22 protein-coding genes are annotated in these 22,874 nt (G+C 72.3%); 8 read left to right on the forward strand and 14 right to left on the reverse strand.

What is annotated here, in order from left to right; translation table 11 throughout:
• Positions 1-32 precede the first annotated feature (32 nt).
• From C229_RS0113540 to C229_RS0113550, 3 genes are all read right to left on the reverse strand, one after another.
• Positions 33-1,001, reverse strand: coding sequence for a YbgA family protein (locus C229_RS0113540; RefSeq protein ID WP_018655610.1), 969 nt, complete (start codon positions 999-1,001; stop codon positions 33-35).
• Positions 998-1,552, reverse strand: a complete 555-nt coding sequence (locus C229_RS0113545) for an RNA polymerase sigma factor (protein WP_018655611.1) — start codon at positions 1,550-1,552, stop codon at positions 998-1,000. The genes C229_RS0113540 and C229_RS0113545 overlap by 4 nt, the downstream gene beginning before the upstream one ends.
• 325 nt (positions 1,553-1,877) lie before the next feature.
• Positions 1,878-2,804: a MerR family transcriptional regulator gene (locus C229_RS0113550; protein ID WP_026313762.1), complete on the reverse strand. Its 927-nt coding sequence runs from the start codon at positions 2,802-2,804 to the stop codon at positions 1,878-1,880.
• 129 nt (positions 2,805-2,933) lie between these two features.
• On the opposite strand from C229_RS0113550, the gene C229_RS0113555 reads away from it, so the two are divergent.
• Positions 2,934-4,226: a cryptochrome/photolyase family protein gene (locus tag C229_RS0113555; protein ID WP_240487253.1), complete on the forward strand. Its 1,293-nt coding sequence runs from the start codon at positions 2,934-2,936 to the stop codon at positions 4,224-4,226.
• A 130-nt stretch (positions 4,227-4,356) separates the two neighbouring features.
• Here C229_RS0113555 and C229_RS35355 read toward each other — a convergent pair whose 3' ends face one another.
• From C229_RS35355 to C229_RS30445, 4 genes are read right to left on the reverse strand one after another with little or no spacing between them, the layout of a single operon-like run.
• On the reverse strand, positions 4,357-4,992 hold the full coding sequence (locus C229_RS35355) for a response regulator (RefSeq protein ID WP_018655614.1): 636 nt from the start codon (positions 4,990-4,992) through the stop codon (positions 4,357-4,359).
• On the reverse strand, positions 4,980-6,215 hold the full coding sequence (locus tag C229_RS35360) for a sensor histidine kinase (RefSeq protein WP_018655615.1): 1,236 nt from the start codon (positions 6,213-6,215) through the stop codon (positions 4,980-4,982). Before C229_RS35360 ends, C229_RS35355 begins: the two co-directional genes overlap by 13 nt.
• Entirely contained in the window at positions 6,215-7,315 is a 1,101-nt protein-coding gene (locus tag C229_RS0113570; protein ID WP_018655616.1) for a glycosyltransferase family 4 protein, read from the reverse strand. Before C229_RS0113570 ends, C229_RS35360 begins: the two co-directional genes overlap by 1 nt.
• Complete coding sequence (locus tag C229_RS30445) at positions 7,300-8,373, reverse strand: glycosyltransferase 87 family protein (protein ID WP_018655617.1); 1,074 nt, start codon at positions 8,371-8,373, stop codon at positions 7,300-7,302. Before C229_RS30445 ends, C229_RS0113570 begins: the two co-directional genes overlap by 16 nt.
• A gap of 339 nt (positions 8,374-8,712) precedes the next feature.
• Between C229_RS30445 and C229_RS0113580 the strand changes: the two genes are divergently transcribed.
• Both C229_RS0113580 and C229_RS0113585 read left to right on the forward strand, forming a co-directional pair.
• On the forward strand, positions 8,713-9,120 hold the full coding sequence (locus C229_RS0113580) for a hypothetical protein (RefSeq protein WP_018655618.1): 408 nt from the start codon (positions 8,713-8,715) through the stop codon (positions 9,118-9,120).
• Between the two features lie 113 nt (positions 9,121-9,233).
• Positions 9,234-10,328, forward strand: coding sequence for a serine hydrolase domain-containing protein (locus C229_RS0113585; protein ID WP_026313767.1), 1,095 nt, complete (start codon positions 9,234-9,236; stop codon positions 10,326-10,328).
• Between the two features lie 287 nt (positions 10,329-10,615).
• On the opposite strand, the gene C229_RS0113590 is transcribed toward C229_RS0113585, so the two are convergent.
• The 3 genes from C229_RS0113590 to C229_RS32835 are packed head-to-tail and all read right to left on the reverse strand — an operon-like array spanning position 10,616 to position 12,850.
• On the reverse strand, positions 10,616-11,191 hold the full coding sequence (locus C229_RS0113590) for a DNA-3-methyladenine glycosylase I (RefSeq protein WP_018655620.1): 576 nt from the start codon (positions 11,189-11,191) through the stop codon (positions 10,616-10,618).
• Positions 11,192-11,222: 31 nt separating this feature from the next.
• Positions 11,223-11,651 (reverse strand): SRPBCC family protein, encoded by a 429-nt coding sequence (locus C229_RS0113595; protein WP_018655621.1) that lies wholly within the window; start codon positions 11,649-11,651, stop codon positions 11,223-11,225.
• Positions 11,651-12,850 (reverse strand): hypothetical protein, encoded by a 1,200-nt coding sequence (locus tag C229_RS32835; RefSeq protein WP_020608193.1) that lies wholly within the window; start codon positions 12,848-12,850, stop codon positions 11,651-11,653. The genes C229_RS0113595 and C229_RS32835 overlap by 1 nt, the downstream gene beginning before the upstream one ends.
• 62 nt (positions 12,851-12,912) lie before the next feature.
• On the opposite strand from C229_RS32835, the gene C229_RS0113605 reads away from it, so the two are divergent.
• Positions 12,913-13,218 carry a hypothetical protein gene (locus tag C229_RS0113605; RefSeq protein WP_018655622.1) on the forward strand — a complete coding sequence of 102 codons (306 nt, stop codon included), beginning with the start codon at positions 12,913-12,915 and terminating at the stop codon, positions 13,216-13,218.
• A 10-nt stretch (positions 13,219-13,228) separates the two neighbouring features.
• On the opposite strand, the gene C229_RS0113610 is transcribed toward C229_RS0113605, so the two are convergent.
• Both C229_RS0113610 and C229_RS0113615 read right to left on the reverse strand, forming a co-directional pair.
• Positions 13,229-14,536 (reverse strand): alkaline phosphatase PhoX, encoded by a 1,308-nt coding sequence (locus C229_RS0113610; RefSeq protein ID WP_018655623.1) that lies wholly within the window; start codon positions 14,534-14,536, stop codon positions 13,229-13,231.
• A 102-nt stretch (positions 14,537-14,638) separates the two neighbouring features.
• Positions 14,639-15,262 (reverse strand): LOG family protein, encoded by a 624-nt coding sequence (locus C229_RS0113615; protein WP_018655624.1) that lies wholly within the window; start codon positions 15,260-15,262, stop codon positions 14,639-14,641.
• 193 nt (positions 15,263-15,455) lie between these two features.
• On the opposite strand from C229_RS0113615, the gene nhaA reads away from it, so the two are divergent.
• Entirely contained in the window at positions 15,456-16,754 is a 1,299-nt protein-coding gene (gene nhaA, locus C229_RS0113620) for a Na+/H+ antiporter NhaA (RefSeq protein ID WP_026313768.1), read from the forward strand.
• A gap of 119 nt (positions 16,755-16,873) precedes the next feature.
• On the opposite strand, the gene C229_RS0113625 is transcribed toward nhaA, so the two are convergent.
• Positions 16,874-17,629 (reverse strand): enoyl-CoA hydratase-related protein, encoded by a 756-nt coding sequence (locus C229_RS0113625; protein ID WP_018655626.1) that lies wholly within the window; start codon positions 17,627-17,629, stop codon positions 16,874-16,876.
• A gap of 431 nt (positions 17,630-18,060) precedes the next feature.
• On the opposite strand from C229_RS0113625, the gene C229_RS0113630 reads away from it, so the two are divergent.
• The 3 genes from C229_RS0113630 to C229_RS0113640 all read left to right on the forward strand — a co-directional run bounded on the left by C229_RS0113630 (position 18,061) and on the right by C229_RS0113640 (position 21,309).
• On the forward strand, positions 18,061-19,191 hold the full coding sequence (locus tag C229_RS0113630) for an acyl-CoA dehydrogenase family protein (protein ID WP_018655627.1): 1,131 nt from the start codon (positions 18,061-18,063) through the stop codon (positions 19,189-19,191).
• Positions 19,188-20,117 carry an acyl-CoA dehydrogenase family protein gene (locus tag C229_RS0113635; protein ID WP_018655628.1) on the forward strand — a complete coding sequence of 310 codons (930 nt, stop codon included), beginning with the start codon at positions 19,188-19,190 and terminating at the stop codon, positions 20,115-20,117. Before C229_RS0113630 ends, C229_RS0113635 begins: the two co-directional genes overlap by 4 nt.
• A 181-nt stretch (positions 20,118-20,298) precedes the next feature.
• A complete protein-coding gene (locus tag C229_RS0113640) occupies positions 20,299-21,309 on the forward strand; it encodes an acyl-CoA dehydrogenase family protein (protein ID WP_018655629.1) in 1,011 nt (336 codons plus the stop codon).
• 4 nt (positions 21,310-21,313) lie between these two features.
• Here C229_RS0113640 and C229_RS30455 read toward each other — a convergent pair whose 3' ends face one another.
• Positions 21,314-22,837 (reverse strand): FAD-dependent oxidoreductase, encoded by a 1,524-nt coding sequence (locus tag C229_RS30455; protein WP_081639864.1) that lies wholly within the window; start codon positions 22,835-22,837, stop codon positions 21,314-21,316.
• Positions 22,838-22,874: the final 37 nt, after the last annotated feature.

The following is a 22,874-nucleotide window of genomic DNA, read 5'->3' on the forward strand; positions in this document are numbered from 1 at the left end:
GGACAAGCCGAATGACGACTCGTCCGGCGGGCTCAGTTCAGCGCCGGCGGATACGGCTCGAAGTACGTCTGGGCGTCGAGGTAGGTGATGTCCTCGCCACGGGCGTGGTGACGCAGAAGGGTCATCGGGACGTCGAGGGGCACGTCGCCGCGCCCATAGGCGTCGATGACGTCGGCGACGTCGCGGCGGCGGACGTCGTCGAGGCGACGGCTCATCGGCGCGAAGAGGTGGAGCATCGCGTTGACGTGACGCCCTCGGCGCGGCCGGACGGCGAACGCCTCCGAGAAGACCTTGGTGTAGGCGGCGGCCAGCTCGTCGCGGGGGCGGCTACCTGCGTCGGCGACGACGCGGCCCGCTTCCCGGTAGCGGGCCGGGTCGTGCGCCAGCATCTGGAGCTTGTGCGCCGAGTGGAAGGCGACCAGGTCGCGGGGCGCCCAGGCGCCGGCGAAGAGCGCGCGCAGCCGGGCGTGCGCGAAGACCCGGGCGACGAAATGATCGCGTAGTACCGGATCGTTGAGTCGGCCGTCCTCCTCGATCGGCAGCAGCGGACGCAGCTCGGCCAGCCGGGCGGCGAAGACGCCCTGGCCGCGCCGGTCGGCGGGCATGCCGTTCTCCAGGTGGCGCGGGACGCCGCGCGTCCCGCACGTGGGCGAGCGCGACTTGAGAATCCAGCCGTCAAGATCGGGCAGGTCGGCCGAGCGGCGGTCGGCGAGGGCCGTGACCGCGTCCGTGTGATCGGCGCCGCCGTCACGGACACGCAGCCGGACGCCCGATTCGGCGTTGACCAGCCGCAGTGTCGGGCGCGGTGCCCCCAGTCCGATCTCCATCTCCGGACAGACATGAACGTAGTCGACGTAGGGCGACAGCTCGTCCGTCAAGAACCGATGCCGGCAGTGACCGGCGTTGTAGCGGACCGGTTCTCCCATGAGGCAGCTCGACACCGCGACGCGCGGCCGGACGTCGGCCGTGCGCGGGATCGGAGCCGGGCGGTCGTCGGTCATGCTTCCCCCTGGGCGACAGTGCCGAGCAGGACGCTCAGCCGGTTCAGGCCGCGCGCGGTGCGGGCCTTGATGGTGCCGAGCGGCGTCCCCAGCCGCTCGGCGATCTCGCGTTGCGTCAGGTCGCCGTAGTACGCGAGTGCGATCGCCTCGCGCTGCGGTGGCGGCAGCTCGGCGAGCGCGCGGCGTACGTCCAGAGCGCGGGCGACTCCGGCCGCCGGGTCGGCGCCAGCGCGCTCGGCCGTCTCGCTCAGCGGAACGGTCGGGCGCGGCCGGGCCCGCAGGGCGTCCACGGCGCGTCGTCGCGCGATCGTGAAGGCCCACGCCTCGAAGCTGCGAGACGGGTCGTACCGGTCGCGGCAGCGCCACAGATCTAGCAACACGGCCTGGACGACGTCATCGACGAGGTCGGGCGGCACACGTCCATGCAGGAAACGGCGCAGCACGGGGCCGAGCAGCGCGCTACAGCGTGCGAGCGCCGTCTCGTCTCCGGCCGCGAGCCGCGCGGCGACGACGGTGAGCGCTTCGGTTCCCCTCCCGCACGATGCGCCCACGGTGTCGCTCGTTCCCTGTCCCGGCACCGCTCTCCCTCGAACGAAAACCTCTTCAAAACTTGTTCATAGTCGGTCGCGGGTGGTCGGCGCAACCCGATCGGGGTCAAAACCGGGTCAGGGCAGCCCGATGAAGCGACGAAACCGCAGGTCAGGCGCCTTCGCTACCGAGATTGGGCCAACAGCGCGCCGCGTGCGGCATACGGCAGCGGGCCAGCCCATGGGCCAGGCGGTGAGGGGGTGAGCGTCGCGGATAAGGGCGTGCAGCGCAGGCGTCCGGTGCGCGCGGAGCGGCGGAGAAACTCGACGGGGGCCTGCGAAGGGAAGATCAGTTGAGCCCGAGGGCCGCGTCGATGGCTTCCATAGCCTGTGGGAACGTGCCGACGCGGGTGACATCGGCGGGGATCGGGCCGTCCAGCCAGCCCGGTCCGCCCACGATGAGACGCAGCGGCGGACGGGTGCCGGGAAGGTCGGCGAGCGGCGCGGGGTCACCGGTTTCCGGCGTCTGGGACCAGATGAACACCGCCGAGGGACGCAGGTGCCCGATGGCGTCCGCGAGCGCCCGGTAGGGGACGCGCGCGCCGAGGACGCGGACGGCCACGCGTCGCTCGGCGAGAGCCGCGCCCAGCGCGTGGACGGCGAGAGCGTGCTGTTCTTCGGCGGCGCAGGCGAGCAGCACCGGGCGCGTCGTCAGCGGCGGCTGGGCCATGGTCGTCACGGCCGACAGTGCGCTCTGCACACAGCCTGACAGCAGGTGTTCGACCTCGATGGTCGCGCCGGTGCGGGCGTTGCGTTCTCCGATGCCGATGAGGACGGGCACGAGAAGGTGCTGCCAGGTGCGGTCGACACCGTCGCGCCGCAGAGCCGCCCAGATGACGTCCTGGATGGCGGTGGCGTCCATGGCCATCGCCGCGCGGGCCAGCACCCGTGCCTCGGGTGAGGCGTCGGGAAGCGCGAGCCGATTGCCGCCCGCACCGCGCGGCGCGGCGACCTGGGCCGGGACGGGGTTCTTCCCGAGGGTCTCGACGTCGGCGTGCAGGGCGTTCCGGGCGGCCTCCTCGGGAGGGGCCCCTCCCCGGATGAGCCGGTTCATGTGCTCCAGGCGGGCGACGTCCACGGCGTCATACCGGCGGTGGCCGCCCGCGCTGTGCCGGCTCGGGCCGATGCCGTAACGACGATCCCACGTGCGCAGCGTGGACGGTGCGATGCCGAGGCGCCGCGCCACCGCGCCCACGCTGAGCCCGACTCCGGACACCTTCCACCCCCTGCTCCCATCGGGAGGACACCTTAGAGCCCTCTCATCAGGGTTTCGACCGGTGATCACGGACCGGTTGCAACCGTGCGCGGTCCGCTGCACGAAGTCCGGTCGATGAAGACGTCACTCATGCTGTTCACACGGGACCTCCGGCTGCACGACAACCCGGCGCTGACCTTGGCGGCGAAGGCCGAGCACGTCGTGCCGCTGTTCGTGTTCGATGATCGGCTCCTCTCCCGCTCCCCCAACCGCACGCGCTTCCTGCTGGACGCGCTGGACGACCTCGCGGACACGATCGCCGAGCGCGGCGGCCGGCTGGTCCTGCGGCGCGGCGACCCGGCCGAGGAGGCGGTGCGGCTCGCTCGGCAGGCGGGCGCCGAGCACATCTATCTCGCGACCGACGTCAGCGACTACGCGGCCCGTCGTCGTGCGACGCTGCGCGAGTCGGGCGTGCCGTTCACCGAGTGCCCCGGCGTCACCGTCGTGCCGCCGGACGACGTCAAGCCGGGCGGCGGCGACCACTACAAGGTCTTCACCCCGTACTGGCGGGCGTGGAGCGAGGCGCGCTGGCGGTCGCCCGCGAAGCTGCCCGGTTCGCTCACGCCGCCGGACGTCGAGATCGCTGACCACGTCGGGTCGGAAACCATCGCGCGGGCGTTCGCCGAGGACACCTCGCCCGGGCTCGTCAAGGGCGGCGAGACCGAGGGGCGCCGGCTCGTCCACGCCTGGCTCAAGTCGGGAATCGACCGCTATGACGCGCAACATGACGCGCTCGCCGCCGACGACACGTCCCATGTCAGCGCCTATCTGCGGTTCGGGTGCGTGTCGCCGCTCGAGCTGGCGCAAGCAGCGTTGAAGCGCGAGGGCGGTGACCCGTACGCGCGCCAGCTCGCCTGGCGCGACTTCTACTACCAGGTCGGCGCGGCCTTCCCCCGCCTCAACCGGGACGATTACCGGTCCCGTGACCGGAGCTGGACCGACGACGACGAGGCGTACGACGCGTGGCGCGAAGGCCGCACCGGCTACCCGATCGTGGACGCCGGGATGCGGCAGCTCCGCGAGGAGGGCTGGATGCACAACCGCGCCCGGCTGGTCACGGGCTCGTTCCTCACCCGCAACCTCAAGATCCACTGGCGACGCGGACTCGCGCACTTCGACCGGTGGCTGGTGGACGGCGACTTCGCCAACAACGCGGGCAACTGGCAGTGGGTCGCGGGGACGGGCAACGACACACGCCCGAACCGGGTGATGAACCCGCTGCGGCAGTCCGCGCGCTTCGACAAGGACGGCGCGTACATCCGGCGCTATGTCCCGGAGCTGAAGGACGCCGACGCCGCCCTGCTGCACAAGCCGTGGGATCTGGACCGCGACCTCGGCTACCCACCGCCGATCGCAGAACTCACGCACCCTTCGGACACGTAAGCCCACTGGTCCGCCCGACAGGTCAGCTTCACAACGTGCCGCGCGGACGCGTGAGTTGCCTGGCCGGGCACCAGGCCGGACGCTGCTCACACACCTCGCGCACACGACGGCGCGGAGGCGAGGTGCGTGCTCACGTGCCTCTCAGGAGGGTCAGAACGGCGAGGACACGACGGTGGTCGTCGGGCGTGACGTGAAGGTCGAGCTTGGTGAAGATGGAGCCGACGTGCTTGATGACGGCGGCTTCGGAGACCACGAGATCGCGGGCGATGGCGCCGTTGGAGCGGCCCTCCGCCATGAGAGTGAGGACTTCGCGTTCGCGCGGGGTGAGGCGTTCGAGCGGGGTGCGGCGGCGGGCGAGCAGGCTGCGGACGACTTGGGGGTCGATGACGGTGCCGCCGGTGGCGACGTCGTGCAGGGCGGTGACGAAGTCGGTGACGTCTCCGACGCGGTCCTTGAGGAGGTAGCCGATGCCGCCGCCGGTTTCGAGCAGGTCGGCGGCGTAGGACTGCTCGACGTACTGGGACAGCACGAGCACGGGCAGGCTGGGATGCTCGGCGCGGAGGGACAAGGCGGCGCGCAGACCCTCGTCGCGGAAGCCCGGCGGCATACGGACGTCGGTGACGACGATGCCGGGCGGGTCGGCGCGGACGGCGTCGTGCAACGCGTCGGCGTCACCGACGGCGGTGACGTCATGGCCGAAACGGGTGAGGATCTGGGTGAGGCCCTCGCGGAGCAGCACCGAGTCCTCGGCGATCACGACGCGCACGGGATCTCCACTCGCAGGACGGTCGGCCCGCCGGCCGGGCTGGACAGGCGGACGGTCCCATCGTGCACGGCGACGCGGTCGGCGAGGCCGCGCACCCCCGTGCCGGGTTCGGCGCCGCCGGAGCCGTCGTCCTGGACCTCGACGACCAGACCGGGTCGGACGGTCACGCGCGCACGGGAGGCGCCGCTGTGCTTGGCGACGTTGGCCAGCCCTTCGGCGACGACGAAGTAGGCGGCGGACTCGATCGCCTCGGGCAGGCGGCCGACCTCGATGTCGACGTCCACGGGGATGACGGACCGTTCCGCCAGTGCCTCGACCGCGACGCCCAGGCCCCGGTCGGTCAGGACGGGCGGGTGGATGCCGTGGACGAGGTCGCGCAGTTCCTCCAGGGCTTCCTTGGCCTCGGTGTGGGCGCGGTCCAGCAGCGGGCTGGGGTGGTCGAGGCGGGCGAGGCCGAGCGTCATGATCAGTGCGGTGAGGCGTTGCTGCGCGCCGTCGTGCAGGTCGCGTTCGATGCGGCGGCGTTCGGCCTCGAAGGCGTCGGCGAGGCGCACGCGGGCGGCACGTACCTCGATCAGCTCGCGTTCGGCGTCGCGGACGAGCAGCGCGCGGGCCAGGGCGGCGCGGGCTCCCGCGAGTGCCGTGATCAGGTAAAGCCCGGCGAGTAGGACGAGCAGTCCGGCGCCGGCGGCCAGCCATGCCTCGGCGGGCTCGTCCACGGTGCGTCCGGGCCCGTAGGCGAGCTGGTCGCCGCGGCGGACGAGGTCGGGTGCGGCGAGTTGTAGCGTCGAGCCGACGATGACCGTGAACGGCACGACAACGTCCACGACCCCAAGAACTGCCGTGAGCAGGGCATAACCGAACTCGCGCCACGTCATCGGCTCACGCAGACGGAACCGCATCCAAGCCTGGAGACCAGGACGTTCAGGTGCCGAATGGGACGAAGGGGCCGGTCGCGGGTCGATCCACCGCAGGCGGTTCCGCTCGACGGCCGCCAACGGCAACGCGGTGAGCGGCAGGCAGGCGAGCACGACGAGGCCGACGACGACCGGCGTCAGCGCCAAGCCCACGACCAGCACGACGGAGACCGCCGCGAGCCAGGCGAGCGCGACGACCGGCCCGGTGACGACGTAGGCGAACGCCCGCCAAGGCCACGACGAGAACACGAACCGCACGGGATTGCGGCCCATGGCCCGCCACAAGGTCGGGGTGTCGGTGGACATCACCGCAGCGTACGGGCGTCGTCGAGCAATGCGGACAGGCGGGCGTGCGTGCGGTCCCACGTCCACTCACGTTCGACGCGGGCGCGGCCTTTCCGGCCCATGCCGGTCGTGTCGGTGAGCAGCCGGACGAGCGGCGGTGCGAGGTCATCGTCCGGACCGGCGAGCAAGCCGGTGATGCCGTCCTCGACGGTGTCGGGAGCACCGCCGGACGTGCCCGCCAGTACCGGCAGGCCCGCCGCGGCGGCCTCGAGCGCGACGATGCCGAGGCCCTCGGTCTCCAGGCCGAGGAGACGGTCGCGGGACGGCATCGCGAACGCGTCGGCGGCCGCGTAGTAAGGCGGCAGGTCGGCGTGGTCGACCGGTCCGGCGAAGACGACCATGCCGGGGGCGACCGCGCCCGCCAGGCCGCGCAGCCAGAAGCCCTGCGGTCCGCCGCCGACGATGAGCAGCATCGCGCCGGGGACGGCCCGGCGGACGGCGGGCATCGCGCGGATCAATCGGTCGTGGCCTTTGCGGGCGACGAGCCGGGACACGCTGAGCACGACCGGCCGCCGGCCGAGGCCGTGAGCGCGGCGGACAGCGTCCCCGTCCACATCGGGACGGAACATGGTGACGTCCACGCCCGGCACGAGGCGCGCGGTCGAACACCGGAACGCCGGGGTGATGCGACGACGGGAGCGTTCGCTGAGATACGTCACGGTGGTGACGCGGGCGCCGATGCGGCGCAGCATGGCGCGAGTGCCGGGGAGGCGCGCCCACCAGTCCTCGTGGCCGTGGGCGGTGGCGACGGCCGGGAGGCCGAGGCGTCCGGCGAGCAGACCGAGCGGCGCCGCCGCGCCGAACCACACACGGTCGCAGTCGTAGGAGGTGATGAGCGCGCGGGCGCGGGCGGCGACGGTGGGCGTCGGCAGCAGGACGCGGGACGGGTCGCGGACGACGCGGAACGGGAGCCGCGCGTCGAACCGCTCGTCGCCTTCGCCGCGGGATGTGTAGACGACGACATCGTCGGAGGGGAAACGGCGTGCGCATTCGTACACGAAGGTCTCGATGCCGCCGCGCCGGGGCGGGAAGTCGTTCGTGACGATCAGGAGGCGGCCCATCGGACCCCTCCTCGCAGGTGCGCGAGCCAGCCGAGGACCGCAGCGTAGACCAGGTAACCCCAGCGGGTGGCGGGCATGAGCGCGGCCGCGACCAAGAGGCCGAGAGCGAGCCGCAGCAAGGCGTCACCGGTGGTCCGGGGTGGCTTGACCACGAGCCACACGGCCATCGCGAACGCGGCCGCGCCGAGCAGGACGACGGCGGCGGTGTGACCGTGCGGGCCGAGATCAGCGAGGAGCCGTCCCGGCAGCGGGCTGCTCGCGGGTGAGTCGACGCCGGCGAGGCCGAGCGGGAAACGGATCGCGTTCTCCATGAAACCGGGCAGGTCTGCGAGAACAGCTCCGGCGAGCACCAAGAGCATGAATCCGGCGCCAAGCACGAATCGTCGCAATTCACGCCGTCCGCCGACGGCGGCCACGAGCACGAACGCGACGGCGAGCGCAGGCCACGCGGTCGCCTTGAGCAGCGCGGCGACGCCGACCACCAGTGCGGCCGGAACTCCGCGTCCTTGCCCGGCCAGGACGACACCGACGCCCATCAGCGCGAGGACCGGAAGGTCGTCGCCGCCCACGGCGAGAGCCAGGGCCAGCAGTGGCGACGCAGCGATCAGTGCCGCGTCGCGCCGCCGGACGAGTGCGGTGAGCGCCGCGAGGGTGACGAGCGTGAACAGCCATCGCGCGTCGAGGCCCAGCAGCGCGTGCGGCACGCCGAACAACGCCATGCCGGGGAAGTACGGGTTGTAAGCGAGGTAGCCGGACAGATCGGTGCCGTGCAGATAGGGCGAACCGTGTTCCATCAGCAGCGCCCCGGACCGGTGCACGACCTCGACCTCTGGCTGCCCCGACCCCGTCACCGTCAGCACCCCGAGCGGCGCGAGCAATGTGCCCACAGCCGTGAGCGCCGCCACGGTCGCCGCGCGGGAGCGCCCCCAGGGGGTATAAGCCGCGATTGCGGCGAGGAGGTACACCGGCGCTGCGATCGCTCCCCACAGCCGATGCGGGGGCAGAGAGGTCACCAGCGCCGTGACCGCCGCGAAGACGGCGAAGCCGCCGTAGAGCACGGACGGCCACCATGCGGTCTTCTCTCGAGCCGGTGCGACCGGTGTTATTCGGGACCTGAGCTGGGTCGTCATGTGCTCCAGCCAACCGCCGGACACCCCTGACGATCATTGGACCGAACCGCCGACCTTGAGGTAGAGCCAGGTCTACCCCAGCACTCCAGCCTGCTCGCCCGACCCTCACCTTCGTGCGAGGTGGCGAAATCTGAAGCGTGGGCTCCTAGGTGGGTGTTGGGGCAGGGCGCTATGCCTTGGGGCGCTGCTTTCCTGGGGTGAAGCTGACGCCTTCTGGTTGTCTCGTTCTGGGTTGTCGACGCGCTGTGTGCGGCGAGTCCGTATGACGTGAAGGTCGAGGCGGGCCGTACGGTCGCGCCGTTCTGGCAGGTTCCGTATGCGCGGGTGTACGCGGTCTGCGGCAGGCACGTCGAAGCCGGGCTGCTTGCGCAGGACCGGGACGGTGCGGGGCGGCAGCGGCGGGTGATGCGGCTGACGGAGACGGGACGGACGGACCTCGGGGACTGGCTCGCGGACACGACCGTCGTCCCGGTGGGGGCACGGGAGCGGGGCATGCTCAAGCTCTGGTTCGGAGCCGAGCCACGGTTGCGCGCTCCCGCGCAGGTCCGGGCCCATCAGCGGACGTTCACCGAATACGAGAGCCTCGCGAAACTCGCTGGCGAGCACCTCGCCCCGGAACACCGATACGCCCTCGAGTTCGGAATCAGGTACGAGCGCATGATGGTCGGTCTATGAACCGAGATGCTAAAAGACAATACTGTCTTTTAGAAGCACGGCCATAGGCCGGAAGCTTCACAGTTCGTACCGTCGCGGTAGTACAAAATGGACTATCGGGATAGGTGCCGCTGATGCGCCGTAGATCCGTCTCCGTCTCCCTGGCGCTGGCTGTCGGCCTGTCGCTGAACGTCATCGCCGGACCTCCCGCGCGGGCCGACGCCGCGCCCGTCACGCGAGCGCCACTGCCGAACTTCGACCCGCTGCGGGCCTCGGACGACCCCGTGGAACTGACGAACGCACCCCGCGCGCTGAACGTCACGTACACCTATCAAGGTCGCGTACGCACCCTGCGCGAGTACCTCGACCGCGCGGCGCAGGGCTGGGTGGTCCTCGACGACGACAGGATCGTCAACGAGTGGTACGCGCCCGGGTACTCGGCGGACTCGCTGTTCCAGACCTGGTCGATCGCCAAGCCGTTCACTGCGCACGCGGTCGGGATCGCCCACACCGAAGGCAAGATCAAGTCGTTGGACGACACGGTCGGCGCGTATGTGCCGGAGCTGGCGGCACGGCCGTACGGAGCCGTCACGATTCGCAACCTGCTGCGCATGGCGTCCGGTATTCGCTGGAACTCGGACATGGACGACTACCCGTTGCAGGTCGCCCTCAGCATGGGGTGGACGTCGACACTCCAGTACGCGGCCGGTGCGACGGCCGAACTGCCGCAGGGCACGAAGTACAGCTACAACAGTCTCAACAGCGCGGTGCTCGCCCTGGTCCTGTCCCGCGCGGTCGGGCAGCCGTACCACCGGTACATCCAGGAGAAGATCTGGGGACCGGCCGGCATGGCGTCGGACGCCTACGTCGGCAACGACTCGCACGGCAACGCCATGGGCTACTGCTGCTACTACGTCCGCGACCGTGACCTGGCCCGGTACGGCCTGCTGATGCTCAAGGACGGGCGCGCCAACGGGCGGCAGGTCCTGCCGTCGTCATGGCTCGCCTTCGCCACGGCGAAGAACCCCGTCAAGCCGGACCAGAGTGTGGCAGCGGTGCTGGACGGCACCGAAGGGTTCTGGAACGGCGGTTTCGGCGGCCAGATGGTCTACGTCTCGCCACGGCACCGGGTCACCATCGTCAAGACCACGCTCTACAGCGTCCTCGACGAGGCGGAGACCCTGACCGTCATGCGCGCCGTCGCGGCCGAGGTCGCGGCCACCCGGTAGCCGGCGGACGAGAGGGCGTTCCCCGCCCGAAGCCTTCCGGCGCGGGGACGCCCCGGCTTTCTCGGTTGTCCCGGTAGGCGCTGTCCCGCAAGGCGCGGTCCGTCCGCCCGCACGACGGTGCGCCCTGCGCGGTGCGCGGTGCGCGGTGCGCGGTGCGCGGTGCGCGGTGCGCGGTGCGCGGTGCGCGGTGCGCGGTGCGTCGACCATGGTCGGACGTCCCGGCTCTGCGCGGTAGGCCGTCACGGCGTCTTCCCGAGGGCTGTCCCGGGCAGGGCGTTGGCGGTGGGTCAGTGGCAGGCGCCGTGGCGGTGGCAGCCGGTGAGGTGGTCGTCGACCAGGCCGCACGCCTGCATGAGGGCATAGGCGGTGGTGGGGCCGACGAAGCAGAAGCCGCGTCGTTTGAGGTCCTTGGACATGGCGGTGGAGGCGGGGGTGAGGGCGGGGACGTCGGCGAGAGAGGTCCGGGCTGGGGACGCCGGGTCGGCGTAGGACCACAGCAGTTCGGCCAGACCGCCGGGGAGGTCGAGCGCGGCGCGGGCGTTGGCGATCGTCGCCTGGATCTTGGCGCGGTTGCGGACGATGCCCGCGTCGGCCAGCAGGCGCGCCTCGTCGTCCGCGGTGAACGCGGCGACCTTTTCCGGGTCGAACCCGGCGAACGCGGCGCGGAAGTTCTCCCGTTTGCGCAGGATGGTCAGCCAGGAGAGCCCGGACTGGAACGCCTCCAGCGACATCCGTTCGTAGAGGCCCTGGTCGGTGCGGACCGGGCAGCCCCATTCCTGATCGTGGTAGGCGACGTATTCGGGTGCCGACAGACCCCACGGGCAGCGCCCGAGACCGTCGTCGCCAATGACTGCGATGCTCACCCGCCCGTTCTACCCGATGGGACGGACAGAGCTAGCCTTTCGCGGCGAGCCGGGCAAGCCGCCGGAGCCCGAAGCCCATGAACACCCGCGTCACCGGACGGACCACGACCCAGCCCGCTCGGCCCAGCACGCCCAGCGGAAGGTCGAGTTTCTCGGTCCAGACGACGCGGCTGCCACCGCCCGGCAGCGGTTCGACCGCGAACCACGCCGAACCGCGCACCAGCCGCCCGGTGTGCCGGACCTCGACGCGTTCGCCCGGCCGCCAGTCGGTGATGACCATGGTGTCGCTGAAGCGCAGCGGCCCGATCCCCGTCCAGCCGGTGATGTCCGCGCCGACGCCGTGGCCGCCCTCGGCCTTGGTGAACGGCATCCACTCGCGGTGGCGCGGCCAGTCGGTGAGGACGTCGAAGACGTGCGCCGCGGACGCCGCGCCCGTGGCCTCGGCCCACACATCGGCCATCAGCGCTCGCTCTTGGTGTCGGGTTCGGCGGACGATTCCGCCCACCACTCGTCGTCCTCGTCGGCGGAGTCGTCCCGCCGCTCGGCGGGGACGGCCGGCGCGGAGGCGTCTCCGGCTCCGGCACGGGAGAACGAGGGGCCCTGGCCGGACGGGTCAGTGGAAGCGCCGTCCCGTTGCGCGCCCGGTCCCTCGGGGACGGCACGGGGGGTGCGCTCGTCCGGGCTTGCGCCGGAGACCGGATTCGCGGGGACACCACCTGTCGATCCTCCGGCGACGTGGCCGCTGGGATCGTCATGACGCTCCCCGGATGCCGGATTCGCGGGGGCGCTGCCCACCGACCCCCTGGCGTCGCGGCCGGTGAGGTCATCGTGGCGCCCCTCGGTGAGCGGAACGCCGCCCTCCGGTTCCCCGGCGCTGCGGCCAGTGGGGCTGTCCTGGCCTTCCCCGGCGACCGGACTGGCAGGGACGCCGCCCTCCGCTCCCCCGGTAGTACGACCGGTGAGGTCGTTCCCGCGCTCCCAGGTGACCGGATTCGCGGGGACGTTCCCCTCCCGCCCGCCGACGGCGCGGTCGTCCCAGCGCTCCCCGGCGGTCGGCTCGCGTTCAGCGGCGTCTGCTTCGGCGAACGTCGCGCTCGGGCCCGGGTTCGCCGGGATGTCGCCTCCGGCTGCGGGGATGGTCGGGTCGTCCCCGGTCGCCGGATTCGTCGAGGTGGACTCCTCGCGCTTCTTGGCGCCGCGTCCGGTGAGGTCGTTCCAGCGTTCGTCCTGCAACCGGCGCTCGTCGGCGGGGTCAAGGGCGGGGGCGGGCTCGGCGGCGGCCGGACCGGCGGTGTCGCCCGGGCGCGTCGCGGCGGGCGTGTCGGTCCAGCGGTCGGCGCGGGTGATCGGGGGCGGGTCGTCGCCGCGCAGGTCGGCGACCTCGGTCTCCAGGGTCGCGATGCGGGCGTCGCGTTCGGCGAGCGTCGTGGCGAACCAGCGGACGGTGTCCTGCGTGGCCACCGGGTGATAGCCCCACAGCCCGCGGGGCAGCCGCACCGACGTGACGTCGGACGGCACCACCCGTTCCCCGGCGGGGACGAGCGGGGGCGCGGTCTCGGGCTGCGCCGGGGCGAGCTCGCCGCCGCGTCCGACGGCCAGGACGAGCACCGCTCCCAGCACGGCCAGGCAGGCGGTCCCGACCACCACGTAGATGAACACGCGCGCTCCGATCCTCGGCTTCTGGCAACGATCGTGCCACACGGCTGTGCCACGATCGGCCCATGGACGCCTCCGACGACCGACTGCTCGCGCCGACCGAGCCCGTCCCCGGCGGCGTGCGCGACGCGGGGACCGACCCGTCCGCCGAGCACGTCGCGGCGCTGGCGCGCGGCGGCGAACCGGTGCTGGTCACGCTCTCCGGGGGCGGCCCGGAGCTGCTGGCCGCCGCGTCCGTGCACGCCTGGCTGGGAGCGCGCGTGTTCCGGGCGGACGCGGCCGAGCACGCCGCGTTGCGCGACGTGCTCGACATGGTCGCCTCGATCGGCGGCCACCGGCCGCCCCTGCTGGGGCGGCGCGGGCTGGCCTGACGCCGCGCGGTCAGAGGTGCAGGCGCAGCCAGGGGCCGGTGATGGCGAAGGTGACGCCCGGGTCCTGGCGGTTGGCGAAGAGGGTGCGGCCGTCCGGCGAGAAGGTGACGCCGGTGAACTCGCTGTCGTTGAAGGCGTTGCGCGCCATCGGGAACGGGACGTTGCGCAGCGTCGAGCCGACGAGGTACTGCTCGCCCGAACCGTCTTCGGCGAGGATGACGCCGCCGCCGTAGGGCGAGACGGTGATGTTGTCGGGGCTCTCGAAGCGGCCGTTCGGCTTGAAGATCATCTCCAGCTTGACGGTCTCGCGGCGCGGGTCGTAGGACCAGACCTGTCCCGCGTGGTTTCCCGTCGCGCCGTCGGCGGTCTTGGCGTAGCTCGCGACGAAGTACGCCTTACCGCGACCCCACCAGGCGCCTTCGAGCTTCTGGCTGCGGGTGATCGTGTCGAACTGCTTGCGGGTGGACGTCGCCGCCGCCTCGGGGTCGGGTACCTTGACCCACTTCACCCGGAACGTGGAGCCGGGTTCGGTCACCGAGGCCAGATCCGGGACGTCCGGGATGAGCATCGCGTCGAGCTGACCACCGGACATGTAGGCGTGGTAGCCGAATCCCAGGCGTGACGGGCGGAACCGGTAGAACAGCCCGAACGGCTTGCTGGCGTCCTCGGTGAGGTACGCGACGCGGGTGAGCGGGTCGATCGCCACGGCCTCGTGCGCGAAACGACCGAGGCCCTTCAGCGGCTCGGCCTTGGTGCGCCGGCCCGTCGGGTCGACCTCGAAGACCCAGCCGTGCGACTTCGTCTGACCGGCGAAGCCCTCGGTCTCCTCGCACGTCAGCCAGGTGCCCCACGGCGTGCGGCCGCCCGCGCAGTTCGTCGCGGTGCCCGCGAGGCTGATCTCCTGCGCGACCAGCCGATTGTTACGGTCCACTTCGAGTGTCGTCGTGCCGCCGTACGCGGCCGGGTCGTAGACGAGGTCGGCGCGGACGACGGGCTTGACGCCGGACGCGGTCTGCTCGTGGTTGCGGACCAGCCGGGTGCGGCCGAGCCGCGAGCCGGGGAACGTGGCGGTGCCGTCGTGCTTGCCCGGGACGCGCGCGCCGTCGGCGATCGCGTCGCCCTCGGCCGACAGCGTCGTGTAGGTGAAGCCCTTGGGCAGGTCCAGGACGCCCTTGGGGTCGGGGACCAGTTCTCCATAACCGGGGGCGCCCACCGCCTCGGCGGACGTCTGGAAGACGGTGTCCAGGCTGCCGGCGAGCGCGATGGACATGGCTCCCACCGCACCGCCCTTCACGACCCCGCGCCGCGAAACGGACATGTAGCAACTCCTTGCCTCAAAGTGATCGAGAAGGAGCTTCGCGGGCGGTGCTGAACCGGGAGTGAACGGACGGCGGAGCCGCAGGGAAGACACCCCGGCGGGTCAGCGTCGCGCGGTGCCGTCCTGCTCGCTCTGCGGGACGCTCTCGCCGTAGTCCTCGGCGGTCGGCTCGATGCGGACGGTGCTGCGTTCGAGCAGGTCGAACGCCTCGGTGACGGACGACGTCCAGCCGATGGCGTCGAACACCTTCGGGCGGACGAAGCCGGTGTCGGCCAGGCCGTTCATCAGCTCGCGCAGCGGGTCGTAGACGCCGGTGGGGTCGAGGATGACCAGCGGCTTGCCGTGCATGCCGAGCACGCGGGCGGTCCAGATCTCGAACAGCTCCTCCAGTGTGCCGATCCCGCCGGGCAGCACGAGGAACGCGTCGCTGCGGCGGTCCATCTCGCCCTTGCGCGAGCGCATGTCGGGCGTGACGATCAGCTCGGTGCTCGCCTCGTCGGAGACCTCGATGTCGCGCAGCGCCTCGGGGATGACGCCGATCGTGACGGCGCCGCCCTCCCGCGCCCCGCGCGCGACGGCGCCCATGCACGACACGCGTCCGCCGCCGCTGACGAGGCTGTGCCCGCGCCGCGCCAGTTCGGCACCGACCTGCTCGGCCAGGTCGATGTGGATCTGGTCGATACGGCTGCTGGAGGCGCAGAACACGCAGACGGCGAGCGAACTCAACGAAGGTCTCCTCACGGAATCACGGCCGGCCGGACAGGCCCGCACCCTGGGATATCACGGCCGGGAGCGGCGGCTCACGTGAATAAGCGTCCGGGTCGCCGTGAGGTTTCCCGATCACCGGTGGGTACGGTGAGGAACAGGTGTGCCGGGAAGTCTGGTCGGCGGTTCCTCTGTCGACCCCGCGAGGAGATGCGTGAGCACTTCGTCTCGTACGTCCCTGTTCACCCGTGGTTCGTGGCCGGAGGTGCGGCGGATCGCCGCGATCCTGCGGCTGGAGACCGTCGGCGGGGCCCTGCTGCTGACCGGGGCGCTCATGGCCGTGGTGTGGGCCAATTCGCCCTGGTCGAGCGGATACGAGGCACTACGGTCCTTCAGCTTCGGCCCCGAGGCGCTGCATCTGCGCCTCTCGCTGGCGAGCTGGGCGTCGGACGGGCTGCTCGCGGTCTTCTTCTTCGTGGCGGGCCTAGAACTGAAACGCGAGTTCGTCGCCGGTGACCTGCGCGACCCCCGGCGGGCGGCGGTGCCCGTCGCCGCCGCGTGCGGTGGCGTCGTCGTGCCCGCGCTGATCTACCTGGCGGTGACGGCGGGGACGCCCGGCGCCGCGCGCGGCTGGGCGATCCCGGCGGCGACCGACATCGCGTTCGCGCTGGCCGTGCTGGCCGTCCTCGGACGATTCCTGCCGTCGGCGCTGCGGACGTTCCTGCTGACGCTCGCCGTCGTGGACGACCTCATCGCGATCGTCATCATCGCCGTCGGCTACACCTCGGATCTGGCACCGCTGCCGCTGCTCGGCGCGCTCGTCCCGCTCGCGGTGTTCACCGCGCTGGTGCAGCGGCGGGTACGGAGCTGGTGGCTGCTGCTGCCGCTGGCGTTCGCGACGTGGGCGCTCGTGCACGCGTCGGGCGTCCACGCGACGGTCGCGGGCGTGCTGCTCGGGTTCGCGGTGCCGGTGATCCGCAGCCGGGCGCGGGGAGGCCCGGAGGCCGGTCCCGGGCTCGCTGAGCACTTCGAGCACCGGTTCCGGCCGATCTCCGCCGGTGTCGCCGTGCCGATCTTCGCGTTCCTGGCGGCGGGCGTGGACGTCGGTGGCCTGGGCGGCCTGACGTCCAGCCTCGCTGACCCGGTCGCGCTCGGCGTAATGGCGGGCCTCATCGTCGGCAAGCCCGTCGGTGTCCTGCTGGCGACCTGGCTGGTGGCCCGCTTCACCCGCGCCGACCTTGACGACGACCTCACCTGGCTCGACGTGTTCGGGCTCGCGCTGCTGGCCGGCATCGGGTTCACCGTGTCGCTGCTCATCGGGGAACTCGCGTTCGGCAGCGGATCCGACATCGACGACGACGTCAAGATCGCCGTGCTCACCGCGTCGGTCACCGCGAGCCTGCTGGCAGCGGTCGTGCTGCGGTTGCGCAACCGGGCGTACCGGAAGATCTTCGTCAAGGAGTCGATCGACCTGGACGCCGACGGTGTTCCGGACGTCTACCAGCGCGACTGACCGCGCTTCCGCGTGGCGGCCACGGACGGACCGCGGTTCACGGTCGTGACCGTGCCGTCACCGCGCCGAGTCAGTGACGTGTGCGCGTCACCGACCCGACGTGATGCGGGCGTCGCTGGTCACAGGGACCAGGAGGGCGGGCGCTTCTCGAAGAAGGAGCGGCGGCCCTCGTCGGCCTCCGGGCTCGCGAAGAACTCGGCCGAGACGCGTTCGGCCAGCGGGAACGCCTCGGTGTGGCTGAGGGCGGCGAGTTCGGGGACGAGGCTCTTGGTACGGGCGACGGCGCGGGGTTCGGCGCGGCGCAGGCCGTCGAGCATGCCGGTGACGAGGGCGTCCACCCCGGCGGCCGGGGCGGTGGCGGTGAGCAGGCCGGACGCGACGGCCTCGGCGGCGTCGAACGTCTCGCCGGTCACCAGGTAGCGGGCCAGCGAGCGCGGCGTCATCCGCGCCCGGCACACCACGGCGATCATTGCGGGGACGACGCCGATGCGGACCTCGGTGAACGCGAACGTCACGTCGTCGGGCGCGACCGCGATGTCACAGGCGGCGACGAGCCCGAGGCCGCCCGCGCGGGCGGGTCCGTTGAGCCGGGCGATGACCGGCTTGGGCGATTCGAGGATCGCGGTCAGGATCTCCGGCAGGCCGGGTCCGGCGGGCGGCGCGCCGGAGGCGATCTCCTTGAGGTCGGCGCCCGCGCAGAACACCGGTCCGGCGGCGGTCAGCACGACGGCACGGACGGCGTCGTCGGCGCGCGCGGCGGCCAGGCCGTCGGCCAGTCCCGTACGGACCGCCGCCGAGAGCGCGTTGCGGTTCTGCTGCGAATCCAGGGTGATCGTCGCGATGCCCCGCTCGACCTCGTACCCGACGACGCTCATCTGCCCTCCCTGCGCGACGACCCCGCCGCTCGACATACCGATGCGCCGATCATGACGTGTGCGGTCCGGGACCGTCCGGGCAACCCCTCCTTTACCGACGTCCCGCTCACGGAGCGCTGACGTGGGAGGACGGCGACGGGTCCGCATCGGTCCGCTGCGATAGGAGCATTTCCGGCATCCGGACCGTACGGTACTCTACCAAACACTTGTTAGATAAAAGGGAGATGCCATGTCGGTCGTGATGTCTCACCGGCGCGCTCGTCATGGCACCTGCCCGGCCGGCGCTCCGCACCACGCGGGACTTCGCCGCGACCCAGGCGACGGGCGACCGGACGCCGGGAACCGGTCCGTCCGCGCGACTACGGCGTTCACCGAGCCGGAGAAGGTGAGACCCCGGTCCGGGTTCGCGTCCATCGAGAAGGCGGCGGCAGATGGATCTTGAGTTCAGCGCGGCGGAGCAGGCGTTCCGGCAGGAAGTGCGCACATGGCTTCAAGAGCACGTTCCGGCCGAGCCGCTGGAGTCGCTGGAGACCGCGACCGGGTTCGCCCAGCACCGGGAGTGGGAGAGAAGGCTCGGCGCGGCCGGGCTTTCGGTCGTCTCGTGGCCGGTCGAGCACGGCGGGCGGGGCGCGACGCCGCTGGAGTGGCTGGTCTTCGAGGAGGAGTACTACGCGGCGGGTGCGCCCGGCCGCGTCAGCCAGAACGGCATCAATCTGCTCGCCCCTACCCTTTTCGCGCACGGCACGCCGGACCAGCTCGCGCGGGTGCTGCCGCCGATGGCGGCGGGCGACGTCATCTGGGCGCAGGCGTGGTCAGAGCCCGACGCGGGCAGCGACCTGGCGGCGCTGCGCGCCAACGCGACCCGCGTGGACGGCGGCTGGCGGCTCTCCGGGCAGAAGACGTGGAGTTCCCGCGCCGCGTTCGCTGACCGCGGCTTCGGGCTGTTCCGCTCCGATCCCGAGTCGACGCGCCATCGCGGGCTCACCTACGTCATGTTCGCGCTCGACGCGCCGGGCGTCACGGTCCGCCCCATCGGCCGCCTGGACGGCAGGCCCGCGTTCGCCGAACTGTTCCTGGACGAGGTGTTCGTCCCGGATGATGACGTCATCGGTGCTCCCGGCGACGGCTGGCGCGTCGCGATGAGCACCGCCGGCAACGAGCGCGGCCTGACGCTCCGCTCCCCCGGCCGTTTCACCGCCGCCGCCGACCGGCTCGTCGCCGCGTGGCGCGCGCACGGCGACCCGTCCGACGCCGCGCTGCGCGACCGTGTCGCCGACGCCTGGATCGCCGCCCGCGCCTACCGGCTCAAGGGCTTCGAGACGGTGTCGCGCACCGACGACGTCGGCGCCGAGGCCAGCGTCAACAAGATCTTCTGGTCGGAACTGGACATCGCGCTGCACGAGACCGCGCTCGACCTGCTCGGCCCGGACGGCGAACTGGCCGGGGACTGGCTGGAGGGCTACGTGTTCGCGCTCGCCGGGCCGATCTACGCGGGCACCAACGAGATCCAGCGCGACATCGTCGCCGAGCGGGTGCTCGGCCTGCCGAGGGGGAACCGGTGAAGTTCGTCCTGAACGCCGAGCAGCGCATGTTCGGTGCGACGCTGCGCGAACTGCTGTCGGGCGCCGGGGTGCCGGACGTGTTGCGCGGCGGGGACTGGCGTCCGCTGTGGTCGGCGCTGGCCGACGCGGGCGTGTTCGCGGTCGCGGTCCCGGAGAAGTACGACGGCGCGGGCGTGCTGCCCGTCGAACTCGTCACGGCGCTGCACGAGCTGGGGCGGCACGCCGTGCCCGGACCGGTCGTGGAGACGGTCGCGGCTGCCGTCCTGCTCGACCGCGACCCGCTGGCCGACGCGTGGCTGCCGCGTGTCGCGTCCGGCGACGCGGTCGTGTCGGTCGCCCGGCCGTACGCGCTGGACGCCGACCGCGCCGACCTCGTCCTGGCCGCCGACGGCACCGACCTGCGCGCCGCCGCGCCCGGCCGGGAGCTGACGTCGCTCGACCCGGCGCGGCGGTTGTTCGAGGTCGTGCCCGGGGAGGTGCTGGCGCGCGGCGTGGACACCGGCCCGGCGTTCGACCTGGCGACGCTGGCGTGCGCGGCGCAGCAGCTCGGCGTCGGGCGCGGACTGCTGGAGCGGACGGTCGCGTACGCGGGGACGCGGGAACAGTTCGGGCGTCCGATCGGCGCGTTCCAGGCCGTGAAGCACCATCTCGCGTCCGTGCTGACCGGGCTGGAGTTCGCCCGGCCGCTCGTGTACGGCGCCGCGCTCGCGCACGGTACGCCCGATTTCGCGCGGGACGTGTCGGCCGCCAAGGCCGCGTGCGCGCGGGCGTCGTACGCGGCGGCGCGCGTCGCGCTCCAGGTGCACGGGGCGATCGGCTACACCGAGGAGTTCGACGGCTCGTTCTCGATCCGCAAGGCCCGCGCGCTGTACAACGCGTGGGGTTCGCCGTCCGAGCACCGGGCCCGAGTGCTGGCCGCGCTGTGACCCGCGCCTACGACGCCACCGTTGGTGGCTTGCACCGTGGGCGGCGCGTTGCCGCGCGGTCTGGTGGCGAGGTTGTCGAGTCCGAGCCGCGCACCCGCGCGCTGACGGCGAACACGCCCGGCCCCGCCCGCAGGACGCCCGTCCGAGCCGCGCGCCCGCGCGCTGATGGAGTGAGGTCGCCGTGACGCTCGATCATGCCGAACTGCGCGCCAGCGTGCGCTCCGCGCTAAACCGTGCGGAGGGCCCCGCGATCCTCGCCGGGCAGCTCGGCGCTTACGGGCTCGCGGTGCCCGAGGAGCACGGCGGCCTGGGCTGCACGCTCGCCGAGACGCAGGTCGTCTGCGAGGAGGTCGGCCGCGTGCTGGCGCCCGTCCCGTTCCTGTCGTCGGCGGTGCTCGCCGCGCAGGCGCTGCTGCTCGCGGGAGCGCACGAGCACCTGCCCGCGTTGGCCGAGGGCACGCTGACCGGCACGGTCGCCTGGGCGGAGGACGGCTCGTGGGACGCCGCCGCGATCCGCGCCGAAGCCCGCGACGGACGGCTGTATGGCGTGAAGGACCACGTGCTCGACGCCCCCGGTGCCGGGCTTGTCGTCGTGCCCGCCCGGTTCGGCGGCGACCTGGCGCTTTTCGCGGTGACGGACGCGGCCGTCGAAGCGCTGCCGGTGATGGACCAGACCCGTCCGCAGTCGCGGATCGTCTTCGACGGCACGCCCGCGACGCTGCTGGCCGCCGATGCCGCTCCCCTGCTGGACCGGCTGCTGGCCGTCGCCGCGACGGCGCTCGCGGGCGAGCAGCTCGGCGGCGCCCAGTACTGCCTCGACATGACGGTGGAGTACGTCAGGACGCGGAAGCAGTTCGGGCGTCCCATCGGCTCGTTCCAGGCGGTCAAGCACCGGCTCGCGGACGTCTACGTCCTCGTCGAGTCGGCCCGCTCGCTCGGGCGGGACGCCGCCCGTGCCCTCGCGGCGGACGCCCCCGACGCCGAGCGCCGCGCCGCGACCGCGCAGGCGTACTGCGCGGAGGCGTTCCAGACGGCGGCGGCCGAGACGATCCAGCTCCACGGCGGCATCGGCTTCACCTGGGAACACCCGGCGCACCGCTACTTCAAGCGCGCCCACGGCTCGGCCCAGCTCTTCGGCACCCCGGCCTGGCACCGGCAACGCATCGCCGAAACCGTCCTGCCGGGCTGCTAGCCGATCAGGGGGTGGGGACGGGTGTCGTGGTCCGCGACCTGATGAGGCGTTCCAGTACCTCGGGGTCGGTGGACGGGGTGGGGAGGCGGCCAATGTTGTAGTCGTCGACGAGGGTGTGGACGGTCTCGCGGGCGCAGGTCTTGTTCGTGCCGATGAAGCCGGTCGGTCCGCGTTTGATCCATCCCGTGACATACGTGGCGGGGACGGCGGTGCCGAGGCCCGGGTCGATGACGCGGCCGGAGTCGTGCGGGACCGTGCCGGTGGCGTCGTCGAAGGGCAGGTCGGCGACCGGGCGGCCCTTGTAGCCGATCGACGACAGGACGAGGCCCGCTTCGATGTGCTCGGTGCGGTCGGTGGGGACGGCGCGGGCGACGCCCGCCTCGTCCACCAGCTCGTTCTGGACGAACGCGACACCGGTGTCCGTGACGCGTTCCGGGGTGAGCAGGTAGCGCAGCACGATCCGGCGGCGCGTACCGTCCTGTTCGGGCAGGTCGCGCAGCATGCGCAGCTTGTGGACGGTGGAGTGCGGCAGACCGTCCGTCACCGGGTCGGCGCCCAGGCCCTCGGCGACGACGTCGATGCCCGGCGTGGACAGCAGTCCCGTCAGTTCCGCGACCGTGAACGCCGACTGCGCCGGGCCGCGCCGGCCCACGACGACGACCTCCTCGATCGCGCTCGCGCGCAGCGCGTCCAGGGCGAGCGGCGAGATGTCGGTGTCCGCGAGCGACTCCGGGTCGCGCGTCAGGATGCGCGCCACGTCCAGCGCGACGTTGCCGTTGCCGACGACGACCGCGCGGCGGTGCGACAGGTCGAACGTGCGGTGCGCGTGGTCGGGGTGGCCGTTGTACCAGGCGACGAACTCGGTCGCGGTGGCCGCCGTCTCGGCGCCCGGCACCGTCAGCCGCCGGTCGGAGGACGCCCCCACGGCGTAGACGACGGCGTGGTGGTGGGCGAGCAGTTCTTCGTGCGTGATGTCGCGGCCGACCTCGACGCCGAGGAACAGCCGGAACCCGTCCTGCCGCGCGACCGTGTCGAACAGGTCCGTGACCTGCCGGGTCTTGCCGTGGTCGGGGGCGACGCCGGTGCGGGCCAGCCCGTACGGGACCGAGAGCCGCTCGAATACATTGACGCGTGCGTCAGGAATCGTCAGCAGCTCGTCGGCGGCGAACATCGCCGCCGGGCCCGAGCCGACGACGGCGACGCGCAGCGGCTCGTCCGCCGGACGCACCCGCAGCGGCTCGGTGACCTTGGCCAGCAGCGGCGGCTTGGGCCGCTGCGGCGCGAAGAAGTCGGCGTTCAGCGGCAGGAAGGTGAGCTGGTCGTCGGCCAGCTTGGTGTGCGGGACGATTGCCCCCACCGGGCACGCGCTCACGCAGGCGCCGCAGTCCACGCAGGACGCCGGGTCGATGTACAGCATCTCCGCCGTGTGGAAGTCCGGTTCGTCCGGCGTGGGGTGGATGCAGTTCACCGGGCAGGCGTGGACGCACGAGGCGTCGTTGCAGCAGGACTGCGTGACGACGTGAGGCATGGGGTGGGGGTTTCCTTACGGCTTCGCGAGGGGTGTG

The organism is Actinomadura flavalba DSM 45200, from assembly GCF_000374305.1.
Taxonomy (GTDB): Bacteria; Actinomycetota; Actinomycetes; order Streptosporangiales; family Streptosporangiaceae; genus Spirillospora; species Spirillospora flavalba.

Coding starts and splice junctions, on each gene's coding strand:
- C229_RS0113605 (WP_018655622.1), top strand. CDS start 12,913: ATGGACGCCTCCGACGACCGACTGCTCGCGCCGACCGAGCCCGTCCCC.
- C229_RS0113555 (WP_240487253.1), top strand. CDS start 2,934: ATGCTGTTCACACGGGACCTCCGGCTGCACGACAACCCGGCGCTGACC.
- C229_RS0113540 (WP_018655610.1), bottom strand. CDS start 1,001: ATGACCGACGACCGCCCGGCTCCGATCCCGCGCACGGCCGACGTCCGG.
- C229_RS0113585 (WP_026313767.1), top strand. CDS start 9,234: ATGCGCCGTAGATCCGTCTCCGTCTCCCTGGCGCTGGCTGTCGGCCTG.
- C229_RS0113570 (WP_018655616.1), bottom strand. CDS start 7,315: ATGGGCCGCCTCCTGATCGTCACGAACGACTTCCCGCCCCGGCGCGGC.
- C229_RS0113610 (WP_018655623.1), bottom strand. CDS start 14,536: ATGTCCGTTTCGCGGCGCGGGGTCGTGAAGGGCGGTGCGGTGGGAGCC.
- C229_RS0113595 (WP_018655621.1), bottom strand. CDS start 11,651: ATGGCCGATGTGTGGGCCGAGGCCACGGGCGCGGCGTCCGCGGCGCAC.
- C229_RS0113625 (WP_018655626.1), bottom strand. CDS start 17,629: ATGAGCGTCGTCGGGTACGAGGTCGAGCGGGGCATCGCGACGATCACC.
- C229_RS30455 (WP_081639864.1), bottom strand. CDS start 22,837: ATGCCTCACGTCGTCACGCAGTCCTGCTGCAACGACGCCTCGTGCGTC.
- C229_RS35360 (WP_018655615.1), bottom strand. CDS start 6,215: ATGTCCACCGACACCCCGACCTTGTGGCGGGCCATGGGCCGCAATCCC.
- C229_RS0113630 (WP_018655627.1), top strand. CDS start 18,061: ATGGATCTTGAGTTCAGCGCGGCGGAGCAGGCGTTCCGGCAGGAAGTG.